The organism is Altererythrobacter ishigakiensis (assembly GCF_001663155.1).
GTDB lineage: Bacteria > Pseudomonadota > Alphaproteobacteria > Sphingomonadales > Sphingomonadaceae > Erythrobacter > Erythrobacter ishigakiensis.
In genome coordinates, this window is record NZ_CP015963.1 from 2,593,014 (window position 1) to 2,606,142 (window position 13,129).

General features: G+C 54.5%; 13 protein-coding genes and 2 tRNA genes. 10 read left to right on the top strand and 5 right to left on the bottom strand.

The features are described 5' to 3' along the window. Positions 1-14 precede the first annotated feature (14 nt). Complete coding sequence (locus tag A6F69_RS12455; protein ID WP_067601867.1) at positions 15-635, top strand: TetR/AcrR family transcriptional regulator; 621 nt, start codon at positions 15-17, stop codon at positions 633-635. Between the two features lie 381 nt (positions 636-1,016). Here A6F69_RS12455 and A6F69_RS12460 read toward each other — a convergent pair whose 3' ends face one another. Next, the gene (locus A6F69_RS12460; RefSeq protein WP_144573573.1) at positions 1,017-1,211 is read right to left on the bottom strand and encodes a hypothetical protein; all 195 of its coding nucleotides are present in this window, start codon (positions 1,209-1,211) and stop codon (positions 1,017-1,019) included. 358 nt (positions 1,212-1,569) lie between these two features. Between A6F69_RS12460 and A6F69_RS12465 the strand changes: the two genes are divergently transcribed. Together A6F69_RS12465 and A6F69_RS12470 are read left to right on the top strand one after the other, a co-directional pair. After that, positions 1,570-1,974: a hypothetical protein gene (locus A6F69_RS12465; RefSeq protein ID WP_144573570.1), complete on the top strand. Its 405-nt coding sequence runs from the start codon at positions 1,570-1,572 to the stop codon at positions 1,972-1,974. A 56-nt stretch (positions 1,975-2,030) separates the two neighbouring features. Then, the gene (locus A6F69_RS12470) at positions 2,031-3,116 is read left to right on the top strand and encodes an alpha-amylase (protein ID WP_067601873.1); all 1,086 of its coding nucleotides are present in this window, start codon (positions 2,031-2,033) and stop codon (positions 3,114-3,116) included. A 198-nt stretch (positions 3,117-3,314) separates the two neighbouring features. On the opposite strand, the gene A6F69_RS12475 is transcribed toward A6F69_RS12470, so the two are convergent. Continuing rightward, positions 3,315-3,390: transfer RNA gene (locus A6F69_RS12475), tRNA-Thr, on the bottom strand. Between the two features lie 20 nt (positions 3,391-3,410). Beyond that, positions 3,411-3,484 (bottom strand) — tRNA-Cys (locus A6F69_RS12480). A 125-nt stretch (positions 3,485-3,609) separates the two neighbouring features. Between A6F69_RS12480 and A6F69_RS12485 the strand changes: the two genes are divergently transcribed. Beyond that, positions 3,610-4,389: a thioesterase family protein gene (locus A6F69_RS12485; protein WP_067603146.1), complete on the top strand. Its 780-nt coding sequence runs from the start codon at positions 3,610-3,612 to the stop codon at positions 4,387-4,389. A gap of 15 nt (positions 4,390-4,404) precedes the next feature. Here A6F69_RS12485 and A6F69_RS12490 read toward each other — a convergent pair whose 3' ends face one another. Next, the gene (locus A6F69_RS12490; RefSeq protein ID WP_067601877.1) at positions 4,405-5,205 is read right to left on the bottom strand and encodes a crotonase/enoyl-CoA hydratase family protein; all 801 of its coding nucleotides are present in this window, start codon (positions 5,203-5,205) and stop codon (positions 4,405-4,407) included. A gap of 238 nt (positions 5,206-5,443) precedes the next feature. Beyond that, positions 5,444-6,643 carry an LL-diaminopimelate aminotransferase gene (locus A6F69_RS12495; protein WP_067601880.1) on the bottom strand — a complete coding sequence of 400 codons (1,200 nt, stop codon included), beginning with the start codon at positions 6,641-6,643 and terminating at the stop codon, positions 5,444-5,446. A gap of 131 nt (positions 6,644-6,774) precedes the next feature. On the opposite strand from A6F69_RS12495, the gene A6F69_RS12500 reads away from it, so the two are divergent. From A6F69_RS12500 to A6F69_RS12525, 6 genes are all read left to right on the top strand, one after another. Beyond that, positions 6,775-8,673: a PHA/PHB synthase family protein gene (locus tag A6F69_RS12500; RefSeq protein ID WP_067601883.1), complete on the top strand. Its 1,899-nt coding sequence runs from the start codon at positions 6,775-6,777 to the stop codon at positions 8,671-8,673. 110 nt (positions 8,674-8,783) lie between these two features. Beyond that, complete coding sequence (locus A6F69_RS12505) at positions 8,784-9,539, top strand: phasin family protein (protein WP_067603148.1); 756 nt, start codon at positions 8,784-8,786, stop codon at positions 9,537-9,539. Positions 9,540-9,834: 295 nt separating this feature from the next. Continuing rightward, positions 9,835-10,164 carry an ATP-dependent Clp protease adapter ClpS gene (clpS, locus tag A6F69_RS12510; protein ID WP_067603151.1) on the top strand — a complete coding sequence of 110 codons (330 nt, stop codon included), beginning with the start codon at positions 9,835-9,837 and terminating at the stop codon, positions 10,162-10,164. A gap of 153 nt (positions 10,165-10,317) precedes the next feature. Next, positions 10,318-11,493, top strand: coding sequence for an LptF/LptG family permease (locus A6F69_RS12515; protein WP_067601886.1), 1,176 nt, complete (start codon positions 10,318-10,320; stop codon positions 11,491-11,493). Between the two features lie 12 nt (positions 11,494-11,505). Continuing rightward, positions 11,506-12,603 carry an LPS export ABC transporter permease LptG gene (lptG, locus tag A6F69_RS12520; protein ID WP_067601889.1) on the top strand — a complete coding sequence of 366 codons (1,098 nt, stop codon included), beginning with the start codon at positions 11,506-11,508 and terminating at the stop codon, positions 12,601-12,603. Beyond that, positions 12,600-13,121 carry a GNAT family N-acetyltransferase gene (locus A6F69_RS12525; RefSeq protein WP_067601892.1) on the top strand — a complete coding sequence of 174 codons (522 nt, stop codon included), beginning with the start codon at positions 12,600-12,602 and terminating at the stop codon, positions 13,119-13,121. The genes lptG and A6F69_RS12525 overlap by 4 nt, the downstream gene beginning before the upstream one ends. Positions 13,122-13,129: the final 8 nt, after the last annotated feature.

The window sequence follows — 13,129 nt, forward strand, 5'->3', positions numbered from 1 at the left end:
GTCAAGTCTCGCAAATGTCAGACGCCGTCATCGAACCCACCTCCACCCGTGACCGGATGATTGCCGAAGCACGTGAGTTGTTCGCAGACAGGGGCTTCTATGGGGTCAGCATCGCGCAAATCGCCGCTGAGCTTGGTTTGACCAAGCAAGCCCTGCTCCATCATTTCGGAACCAAGGCAAAACTTTACGGGCTCGTTCTTGAGCAAATCGCGAACGAACTTGCAGAGCTACGCCCGGGATCAGATCTGAGCGATGATCCCGCAGAGCAACTCGTTGAATACTTCGTGGCGATGATTTCAGACACCCCAGAAAAGGTAAGCAGATCGAGGCTACTGATGAGAGAGATTCTTGACAATCGAGCGCGTGCGGAAATGGCCGGCAGCTGGTATCTGAAATCCTTCCTGGAAGAACTGACTGCTATGCTCCGTGCGGTTCCTAGGTGGACGAAGGCCAGCGACGAGAAAGTTCTAGCCGCGATCATACAGCTATTGGGAGCTGTGAATTATCACGCCGTGTCGGGACCCACGTTTCGCGGAATCTTCGGCGCGCAGTCCATAGATAGGGTTGATGCTGCGTTCGAAAATCAATTGCGAATAACTGTCGGCGCGGTGTTGAAAACAGGACCTGCTGACTAAGGCCAAAACTGAAGTCCGCTTTCCACCCCATCATCAGTCATGATGGGGTCGCTTCTTCCCAGCTAAAAGCTGCCCTTCCTTGCCCAAAGCGACCCAAGCAGGACCCAAACTGCGGTCCAGCCGAAAGGCCGTTCGCCAGCAAACTCTGAGCTATTCTAGGTTATATATCTCTAAGAAGGTGGTGCCGCTTACGTGACTCGAACACGTGACCCCATCATTACGAAAGAAGGGGTATCAGACTGACATCATGTTCGATATCTTGCGCTTACGGATGCAAGGATAAAGACCTCTACCTAAGACCCAAGCTCTTCCCAAGTTGTAACGGAAGTGGCCGTCCCGCCTTCGCCGAGTAGAGACGAAACCTCTCTATCGATACGATGATTAGAAGATACCTACCGCTAGTTCGGCCCAGACTGCGAAGAACGCCAAGATAATGAAGCTAACCCCAAGTCCCGTCTGAAGAGTTGTATTGGTTACTCGGCTTGATGCTTCCATCAGCAAGCCTGCAACGATAAGCATCAACCCCATAGCTCCGAAATCTTCGAGCCCCCAGTTAACCTCGCTGGTGATTTGCATAGCAACGGCCGGGACAAGCATTATGGCCGAGGCGACTAGTAAGAAAAGCCATCGACCAACCCGATGATTTCCAGAAGATACAGTTCGCAACATTTTGCCATCTCCCATTTTCAAATCGCGGCGGCCGCAGTCTTTTAGACCTAAGATTGGGACCCTGTCCTTCTGGTGAACGCAATCGGACCCTTCTAGCGCTCAATAGCAGCCATATAACCCACTAGGATAACAGCCCGATAGCAGACGGACTGCTAACGACCCAATTGCGGACACTAACCGGCCTGTATTTGCATCCCGTCGAAGCCGTCAGTCAGTGACCACGATTTTGCTGGCCAGAGCATCTTCGGGTTTATAAGACGCGCGCGTGTTTCGCCCCGCATTTCTTCTAGCCTTGCTGGCCGTAATTTCCTCCGTGACGATGCCGTTTGGCTATATGCCTGCCAAGGCGGATGATGGAGCCTTCATTCTTCGTATTTGCGATGGAACCATGGAGCCACCGCAGGGCACTCCTGAGCAAGCGATGCATGGTGAAATGCATCACGCAGAAATGGATCATGGCGACCGACATTCGTCTCACGCAAATCACGACGACACATCACATGAAAGCCGCTGCAACTATGCGGTCACCGTCGCGGCAAATTTGCCGGAAAGTCCGGCCGTTGTGCATCGTGAACAATCGAGAATTGTAATCCCATCGCCGAGGCTTGCAGTTCTGACTGCGATCTATCCACCAAACCTCCCCCCAGCAACGGGGCCGCCTGAACTGTAGTCGCGACGAACCGCGCCTCTGCTGGGGCGCAGCACTACACAATCAGGAACTTTTAAATGAAACACGCAATCTTTATTGCGGGTGCCGTTTCGACACTCGCACTTTCGACGTCCGCTGCAGCGCATGATGTCTATGCAGATGACCATGCACCGATCGGTGTGATGGCAGACCACGCTCACAAGAAGGGCGAGGTTATGTTCTCTTTCCGCGCGATGCATATGGAGATGCAAGGCAATCAGATCGGCACTGACAGTGTTGAGCCCGAAACTATCATCACAACCGTGCCCAATCGCTTTTTCGGAATGCCGATGCAGCCACCTACGCTGCGTATTGTCCCGACCGAAATGCGCACCGACATGTATATGCTCGGCATGATGTATGCACCCTCGGACAAAGTCACGCTTATGGTGATGGGCAACTATATCGAGAAAGAGATGGAGCACATCACTTTCCAAGGCGGAATGGGCACCGACCGTTTGGGCACTTTCACAACCAATCCAAAGGCGATTGGCGATACCAAAGTAGCGGCCTTGTTCCCGCTTCTGGGCATACCAGACGCTAAAGACGATGTGCGCGATGAGCTAACGCTCAAAGCAGGCATTAGCGTGCCCACCGGTTCTATCAGTCAAACCGATGACATCCTTACGCCGATGGGCGGAAATCCCACGATCCGTGTTCCTTACATGATGCAGACAGGCACCGGGACTTGGGACTTAGAGCCAGCGCTCACTTATAAAGCTCGACGCGGCGCGCTTGGATTTGGGGCGCAAGCCACCGCATCAATCAAAATGGGCGACAACGACGCAGGATATTCCTTCGGCGATCTCTACGAAGGCAGCGCTTGGATCAGCTATCGACCTGCTCAATGGATCAGCCTTTCAGGCCGCGTCCGGGGCCGCACGACCGGGAAAGTGGACGGGCTTGATAGCAATATCATGGGACCCGTCCAGACAGCCAATCCTGACTTTCAAGGCGGTGAACGTCTTGACCTAATTGGCGGTATCAACTTCGTCGCAACACATGGCGGTTTGGCCGGTCACCGAATAGGTATCGAGATTGGAGCGCCTGCGTATCAGGACCTCAATGGACCTCAGATGTCAGGCCAGTGGTTTGCAACTATCGGCTGGCAGAAAGGCTTCTAACTGAGGTGATGGAGAGCGGGCTTTCTGGAAATGTCCGCTTTCCACCCCATCATCAGTGATGATGGGGTCGCACTTTCGCAGACAAAAGCTGCCCTTCCCTGCCCAAAGCGACCCAAGCAGGACCCAAACTGCGGTCCAGCCGAACGACCGTTCGCCAGCAAGCTGCGAGCTATCCTAGGTTATATATCTCTAAGAAGGTGGTGCCGCTTACGTGACTCGAACACGTGACCCCATCATTACGAATGATGTGCTCTACCAACTGAGCTAAAGCGGCACATTCTCGCGTTTGAGATGTGGAGGCCCGAGCCGGAATCGAACCGGCGTACAAGGATTTGCAGTCCTCTGCGTCACCACTCCGCCATCGGGCCTCATCCCAACCCTTTCGGGCGCGGAAGCGGCCAACTAGCGATTCGTGAACATATTGGCAATCATATTGATAGGTGACGTTAGGTCAGGCTGGACGAACGCAGGCAAAGCGGACAGGAAGCTCACCATGTCTATCCAATCGTTTCTTGCACCGATCACCGGTCAAACTGCGGTGATTGATTTGCCCGATGCTGAAAACTGGATGCAGGGGCGTACGCTCTATGGCGGTGCTTCGGCACTAATTGCCTACACTCATGCAATTCGCGCTTTCACCGACTTACCACCGCTGAGGGCAGCACAAGTCGGCTTTGTTGCACCTGTTGGAGGTAGAGTGGAACTTCGGGCAGAGATCGTACGACAAGGGCGCAGCGTAAAGCAATTGCGAAGCGAACTCTATCAGGATGGCGCTTTGGCGCTTACGGCATTCTTTCTTTTTGCTCAGCCGAGGGAACCAAATGCGCTCTACCCGACAATGAAACCGTCTGACTTTCCGCCCCCCGCGGAAGAAAGCGAAGACGTGATGTCGGACAAGGGCCCCAGCTTCCTTCGCAACAATTTCGAGATTCGCCGAGCGCAGGATGTGAGTGGACCAGGCGAACCGGTTGTCAGACGCTGGGCCCGGCTCAAGCATCGCGAAGAACTCGATCCAATCAGCGAGCTTATCTTGCTGGGCGATGTATTGCCCCCTGGTGCGATGCGGGCGATGCAGCGGCAGGGCCCGATCAGTTCAATCAACTGGTCGTTCAATCTGCTGGAAACCGATCCGCAGACTGAAGATGGCTGGTGGGTGTCGGAGAACGCCAGTCAGCACGCTGACAATGGGTATTCATCTGAACGCTTGCGGCTTTGGAACAGCGCAGGCCAGCAGGTTATCGACGGCCTGCAATCGGTTGCGATCTTCGGATAAGAGTTCGTCGCCCTCTCAAACATCCTCAAATTTCGGTGCGCGCTTTTCCATGCCGGCCATGACAGCTTCTACCTGATTCTTGGAGCGCATGATCGCGTGCTGCTCTAGGCTTTCTTCCATAAGTATTGCGTCAGTACCCAGTTCAACCATCCCGGCATGAAGCCGCTTTGCAGCGCGGACCGCGTGCGGGTTGCGATTGGCAATTTCGCCCGCAAGCGCAGTAGCCTTTTCGAGTGGGTCATTATCAATATGCGTGGCCAGACCAAATCCCTGCGCTTCAGTGCCGTTGAATTCGCGATTGGTATAAACCAACTCACGCAGCACATCGTCGCGCACCAAGCCGCGCCACAATGCGTAACCGCCCATGTCGGGCACGAGGCCCCACTTCAATTCCATGATTGCCATACGAGTGTCTGGATGAACGATCCGGATGTCGGCGCCACTGGCAATCTGCAGGCCGCCTCCAAAGCACACCCCGTGAACTGCTGCAATTACAGGCACAGGGAGCTTGCGCCATTGCATGGCAACCTGCTGTGGACGATTAGCATTGCCATGCGTTCGATCAGTTAGCTCTGGCTCATCAGGTGATGGCTTGCGGGCAAAGTTGGAAAGATCAAGGCCTGCACAAAATGCGCGCCCTTCTCCGGCAAGCACGACGACCCTTAGGCCTTTCATCTTGTGAAGAGCCTGGCCAGCCTCGATAATCGCTTCGAACATGTCCGGATCGAGCGCGTTCATCTTGTCTGCTCGGATCAACCGGACCTGCGCAACTCCATCATCGCCCGATGCGATGGATACCCTATCTCTAAACTGCATTTGCGCCTCGCTTGATTGAATTGAGCAGAAAGTGGCGCAAGCTCTGCCGAGTGTCCAGTATGAGTGCGTCCGACTATCTAATGTGCAGCACGAAATACTGACGATTAGTCAGCTTTCGCGCAGATGCGGTAGCCATTCGTTCCTCCTCATATTGCGGCCCAACACCGTGAGATAACACACCAACCACACGGTGCGCGTGGGTTTCGACCAAAAGGCAAATAGGTCCGGTTAAGTTTGGCTAAGCGGCGGAACTGTTAATACCCAAAGAGTTGAAATATCTCTTTATATTACGGGCAGCCTGCCGAAGTCTTTGCTCGTTCTCGACCATCGCGATTCGCACAAACCCCTCTCCTTTCTCGCCATACCCCACGCCAGCAGCAACTGCGACCTTTGCCTCGGTCAGCAATTGCTTGGAGAATTCCAAACTCCCCATGTGAGCCAGAGCCGGCGGCAGAGGTGCCCAGGCGAACATCGATGCAGCAGGCGAAGGGATTTCCCATCCAGCGCGCGCAAACGCCTCTACCATGACATCGCGCCGTTTGTGATAAAGCTGACGATTGGTTTCGACGATATCCTGCGGCCCGTTCAGCGCTGCACAGGCTGCTGCCTGGATCGGAGTGAACGCGCCGTAATCAAGATAGCTTTTGACCCGTGTCATCGCTGCAATCAATTGCTGGTTTCCAACCGCAAAGCCCATACGCCAGCCGGCCATGGAGTATGTTTTTGACATGCTGGTAAACTCGATTGCGACATCTTTCGCACCCTTCACCTGCATGATCGAAGGCGTGGGCTTGCCGTCATAGTAGAGCTCGGAATAGGCAAGATCCGAGAGAATCCAGACCTTGTTGTCACGCGCCCAGTCGACCAACCGTTCATAGAAAGCAAGATCGACCACTTCTGCGGTAGGATTGGACGGATAATTCACAACCAGAACGCTTGGCCGCGGCACGGTGTAATTCATCGCACTTTCCAGCGAACGCCAGTACTCTTCGTCCGGGGTTGTCGGGACCGAGCGGATCGCGGCCCCTGCAATGATGAATCCAAACGTGTGGATCGGGTAAGACGGATTAGGCGCCAGAACGACATCTCCCGGCGCCGTTATGGCATTGGCGAGGCTTGCCAGACCTTCCTTTGACCCCATTGTCACGACAACTTCGCGCTCGGGATCCAGTGTCACGCCAAATCGGCGCTCATAATAGTTAGCTTGCGCCTTGCGCAGACCAGGAATGCCCTTCGACTGCGAATAACCATGCGCGTCGGGCTTCTGTGCCACCTCGCACAATTTATCGATCACATGCGCAGGCGGCGGTTGATCAGGATTACCCATACCCAAATCAATGATGTCTTCGCCCGCCTGACGCGCCGCGTGCCGCATCGCATTGACTTCAGCGATAACGTAAGGCGGCAAGCGCTTCATGCGGTAGAAATCGGTGTCCATCTGCTTCCTTTCAAACAGCTCTCACCGCAATGGCAAGACCCGTGCATACGAAACTACGTTATTAGTAGTCGAACTGGAACACCAATCTGGCTATAGTGCACTGCAGCATAAGTTTTCGGGGTATTGCAGTAATGGCGAAGGACGCGAACGACTTTTTCAAAGGTGGCAGTGAACCCTTTCGTGCCTTCTTTGACATGCAGGGCGAGGCAATGCGCGAGATGATGGGGCAGCTTGCTCCGGGTAAATTTGGCGCGAGGTTTCCTGGCGCGGCATTGGACCCGGGAGATATGGCAGAATTTGCCAACGTCGCACGCGAGATCCAAGCCATGTGGTTCAAATTCATGACAGAGCGTTCGCAGGACAATGAATCAAACACCAACCCCTTTGATCCCGCGCAATGGCTCACACTGGCGCAGGGCATGGCCAAGCAAATTCCCACCGATCCGATTGATACCGCGCAAAGGCTGGCCAAGGATTCAATGGAAATCTGGCAAGGTGTATTGGGCAGCTTCCTGGGCGGTGGAAGCAAGATAGAGGCCCCCGATGCTGATGCACTTCCTCGCAAGGACCGCCGTTTTGCTGCCGAAGAATGGCGCGCGCATCCGGCGTTCGCTTTACTGCACCAAACCTATCTGATGATGGCAGAGTATTTCGTCGGAGCAGCAAAACAGATCGAAGGTATCGCGCCTGAGAAGCGCAAGCAGCTGGAGTTCGCAACTACTGCGCTGGTCGATGCGATGAGCCCGGACAATTTTATCTTGACCAATCCGGTCGTGCTGAAGCGCACAATCGAAACCAAGGGACAGAACCTGCTCAAGGGCATGCAGCACTTGATCAACGATCTGAAGAAGGGTCAGCTGACGCACACAGACGCCGAAGCTTTTGAATTAGGCGTCAATCTTGCGGCGACGCCAGGCAAGGTTGTGCATGAGACAGCTCTGTATCAACTGGTTCAGTATACGCCTTCCACAGACGAGGTGTTTGCAACGCCGCTGATCATCTTCCCGCCGTGGATCAACCGGTTTTACATCCTTGATCTGACCGCAAAGAAGAGCTTCATCAAATGGGCGGTAGATCAAGGCATCTCAGTGTTCGTAGTCAGCTGGAAATCGGCTGATGCCAGCATGAAGGACGTCATCTGGGACGACTACATTCGGGCTCAGATCGATGCGATTGACACCGTTCGAGAACGACTGAAAGTGCCGTCAGTCCACGCAATCGGTTACTGTGTTGCAGGAACCACGCTGGCAGCAACACTGGCGATCCTTGCGATGCGCAATGAAGCCGACAAAGTGAAAAGTGCGACATTCTTTACCGCACAGGTCGATTTCGAGAAGGCGGGCGAACTCAAGCATTTCATCGACGATGGCCAATTGGAGATGATCTCGAACCTCTCGAGCGAGGGATATCTTGACGGGCGATACCTCGCTGCGACTTTTAATTCTCTGCGCGGCAAAGACTTGATCTGGAACTATGTCGTCAACAACTACCTGCTCGGCGAAGACTACCCCGCATTCGACCTGCTGCACTGGAACGGCGACGTCACCAATCTGCCCAGTAAATGGCACGCCGATTATCTCCGCGATCTTTATCGCGACAACAAGCTGGTCGTGCCAGGCGCTCTGTCCGCTGACGGCACTGTAATCGATCTTAGTCAGGTGAAGACACCTGCCTACATCCAGGCAGGGCGCGAAGACCATATTGCGCCGGCAGAAAGCGTCTGGAAGGCGACCGAACATTTCAAATGCCCGGTAACCTTTCTGCTTGCTGGCTCCGGTCACATCGCAGGGGTCGTCAATCCGCCATCGGCCAACAAGTATCAATACTGGACCGGAGACAGCACAGCAGCATCGCTCAAGGATTTTGTCGATGGAGCAACCGAACACCCCGGAAGCTGGTGGCCGCACTGGTTAGATTGGTTGGAACAGCAGGATAGCGAAAAAGTACCCGCAAAAGGCAAGAGAAAGCCGGGCGGTAAGGGCGATAAAGTGATCGAGGATGCCCCCGGTCGTTACGTAAAGACCCGCTAAGTTATTATCTAGAAAGCGCTTTCCTGCTTTTTGTGCAGTGCACAAAAAATGCTTGACTTCGCAGCTGCAATGCCTATTTTGTGCACTGCAACATAAAGTGAGGTATGACCATGGCCGATCAAGCCAAATCGAAAATCGATGCCGCTGCTGAGCAGGCCTATGCCGAAGCAGCTGCGAAAGAGACCAAGACAGAGACAGCCGCGGCTCCGAAAGCCAAAGCCAAGCCTGCCGCAAAGAAGAAAGTGGCAAAGGCTCCGGTCAAGAAAGCGGCACCAAAGAAAGCCGTAGCCAAGAAAAAGGCTGCGCCGAAGAAGAAAGTCGCCGCCAAGAAGGCTGCACCAAAGAAAACCGCAAAGGTTGCTGCGAAGAAGACCGCAGCGCCTACCAACCCGATTACAAAAGCAAAGGACACCATCATGGCCACTGCTAAGAAAGCTCAGAACACCGATTTCACCAAGGCTGCGAAGGAAGCTTTTGCTGACGCGCAGACCCGCGCCAAGACTGCTTTCGCCAAGACTGGCGAGCTGGCTTCTGAAGTAACTGAGTTCAACAAAGGCAACGTTGAAGCCGTAGTTGAATCTGGCAAGATCTTCTTCGCTGGTATGCAAGACATGGGCCGCGACCAGTTCGCAGCGACCAAGACAGTTGTTGAAACCGTACAAGACGATTTCAAGAAGGTTGCAGCCGTAAAGTCGCCGACTGAATTCATGCAGCTTCAGGGCGAACTCGCTCGTCGTAACTTCGACGCAGCCGTTTCTTTCGGTTCAAAGAACACCGAAGCTCTCGTCAAGCTCTACAATGAAGCTTTCGCGCCGATTTCGAGCCGCGTGAGCGTTGCTGCTGAGAAGATCAAAAAGGCTGCATAAGCACTTTTTGACTTCCTAGAGTTTCTCGCCGGATCTCTCTCCCTCTCCCAATTCCGGCAGAAACACGTGAGAGCCGGTCAGACCATCTGCGTCTGGCCGGCTCTTTTCATTTCTGGTTTCCTGTGCGAACAGCGCTCGGTCCACAACGCGTTAACCTGATTGCGCAATCATATCGCGCTTCACACCTTGCGAATTCGCATCAGCTTACGATATTGGCCCCGACATGCATGAACATTCATCCTCACTTTGGCCTGGCGGGACAAAGTTTGCCAATGGCACGCCGACCCCATTATCGATGGCGGGCGAAGGCGATGATGATGCGGGTACTGACAATGAAGTGGGTATCGCGACCAAGACCAAGGCACGCCCAAAGAAGCCAAGCCAGTACAAAGTCCTTTTGTTGAATGATGACTACACACCGATGGAATTCGTTGTGATGGTTCTGAAGCGTTTCTTTGGCATGGACCTGGAACAGGCCACACGTGTGATGCTGCATGTTCACCAAAGAGGTGTCGGCGTGTGCGGTGTCTTCCCCTATGAGGTGGCTGAAACCAAAGTGAACCAGGTCATGGATTTTGCGCGACAAAACCAGCATCCGCTGCAGTGCACACTCGAAAAAGACTGATCTGCGGCCTCCTCTTATCTTTGGGACATGACCGCGCGAGTTTTTGGCGCTAAACGTTAAGCATCAGGCAATCGGATCAGCGACACAGACTCAAAAGTGCTCAAACTTCTTCCCAGCATAGACCGATACATCTTGCGGCTCGTGATCTATCCGATGCTGGGCGTGTTCGCACTGGCTGCATCGCTTTTGCTGCTCGACAAGATGTTGCGCCTGTTTGATTTTGTCGCTGTGGAAGGCGGCCCGATATCGGTCGTATTTAAGATGTTGGGTGCGCTGATCCCGGAATATGCCAGCCTTGCGATCCCTTTAGGCCTTTTGCTGGGCATCCTTCTGGCCTTTCGAAAGCTCGCGATATCCAGCGAACTGGATGTGCTGCGCGCAGTAGGCATGGGATATGGCCGGCTGTTGCGCGTACCCTATGCAATTACCCTTGTACTGGTCGCTGTAAACATTGCGCTTGTGTTCTATATCCAGCCGGTAAGCCGGTATTACTATGAGCAAATGGAATACGAGTTGCGGTCAGGCGCACTCGGCGCTTCAATCAAGGTAGGCGAATTCACCACGTTGAAAGATCGCATGGCTTTGCGCATCGAAGAAAGCGAAGACGAAGGGCGCCGCCTTAAGGGCATCTTCGCCCGGGTTGCCAATGAAAGAGACCAGGTACTTTCCATTTCGGCGCGTGAAGGCTCTTTCATGGCCACCAGTGACAGTCCCGATACGATCATTCTGCGCCTGACTGATGGAACAATCGTTCAGGACACGGGCAGCCGCACGCCGCGTGTGTTGAGTTTCACGAGACACGATCTTCCCATCGACCTGCCAACGATTGAAGAATTTCGCGAGCGCGGCGATGCTGAGCGCGAGTATATTCTGCCAGAGCTCTTGCGTATTGGATGGAGCGATACCGAGCCGATCGAAGTTCGCGCAGCTAGCCAGGCGAGCTTCAATTTCCGTCTGGTCGAGATCGTCATGATGTTATTGATGCCGCTATTGGCGGTCGCCTTGGCTGTGCCCCCTAAGCGATCGACCAGCGCACTGGGTGTGTTTGTATCGATCATTATGGTCGTCAGCTATCACAAGGTAAACCAATACGGAGAGGATATTGCATCGCTCGGCAGGGTTGATCCTGTTCTGGCGCTTTGGGGGCCATTTGTACTGTTCGCCGCCTTGATTGTTTGGATGTATTGGCGAGTGGCTCACGTACCGGGCGGGCAAGCTATCGGCGCATTGGAGACCGCAGCGGCGAAGGGTGGCAAGGCGATCAAGAAATTGTTCAAGCGCCGCCATTCACGCCAATTTGTCACGCCTGAAGCGGCGCCTGCGGAATAGGACACGAGTGTAATGCAGCTCGACTTTTTCCCATCGCGGACTTTAACCCTCTACCTTGCCAAGATGTTCATCGTGCGCATCATCGCCGTGCTGGTGATGCTGGTACTGGTACTGATGATGCTAGACCTTTTGTCTACAAGCGGTGATATTCTGGCGGTCGAAGGAAACGGGCAGGCGGAACTCGTCACCTATGCCAGCCTCAGGATTCCGCAGTTGATCGCGCGTTTCCTGCCCTATTCAGTATTGCTCGCAACGTTGATTGCCTTGGTCACGCTCAACCAGAACAGCGAAGTCATTTCGATGAAGGCCGCAGGGCTTTCAGCGCATCAGGTCTTAGCGCCGCTGCTGCTCACCGCCGCTCTGGTGTCAGCGGTCAGTTTCGTTTTCAACGAACGGGTCGTTACCCGCGCAACTGCGACGCTTAAGGCTTGGGATGCGGCCGAATTCGGCGCAATACCGGCGGATTCGGGGGTGCGCGCTAATGTTTATCTGACCGATGGAGAGAACGTACTCTCCGCAGCCAGCCTGATCGGGTCAGGCGATAATATCAGCATGCGCGATGTCACCTGGTACCAGCGGAGCGAGACGGGGATGATCCTGACGCAAGTACGCGCGCCAAGCGCGACTTATGCCGCACCCGGCTGGAAGCTGGATGATGCCGTAGAATTTGAGGTTGGCACCGCACAAACCGGCGAGCCGACAACTATGATAGTGGGCGAAGGCCTGTCGCCTGCAGACATAGAGTTGGACACGGTTGATCCCGACACCAAACCCTTTTGGGAATTATCGGAGTCGATCGAAGCCTATGAAGCTGTTGGGCGCCGTACCGCAGAGTTGCGCGCAAAATGGTGGCACAAGCTTTCGGGACCGCTGTCCGCCCTTCTGATGCCGTTGCTTGGATCCATTGCGGCCTTTGGCCTCGCCCGTTCAGGGCAGCTGTTCTTGCGGGCGATCATTGGAATGGCATTGGGCTTTGCCTATTTCGTGATCGACAATGCTGCACTCGCCATGGGGAGTTTTGGCGGCTATCCGCCCTTCCTTGCGGCATGGGCTCCTTTCTTCCTGTTCCTGCTGGTGGGTGAGACTGTCCTGATCAGGACAGAGGAATGAAACGCCAAGAATGGTCGCTGCGCCTCGCGCGACCTGAAGATGCGGAACTGATGCCCGCAATTGAAGCGGCAGCAGGCAGGAAATTCCTGGAGATCGACGGTATTGGTTCGGCTGGATCAAACACAATGCCAGTTGATCGTTTGCAGCGTTACATCCGCAAGGGACACTGTTTGGTCTCTTTCGTCGATGAACGCTTGGTCGGTTTTCTGGTCAATGAGCCCTTTAGCCGTGAGCTGCATATCTGGGAGATGGACGTAGACCTGGACTATCAGGGACGCGGAATTGGTGCTGGACTTATCCGGGCTTGTCAGATCGATGCCCGCAATTCGGGCTATTCCGCGATCACCCTAACCACGTTCCGCGACGTGCCGTGGAATGGACCGTTCTATGCAAGGTTGGGATTTGAAGAGGTTACCGCGCTGGATGCACATCCGCGCCTGGCCGGTGAACTTGCGCTTGAGGCCGATAACGGCCTGCCCGTCGAACGCCGCTGCGCGATGATCCATTTCCTGAACTGAGCACAAAT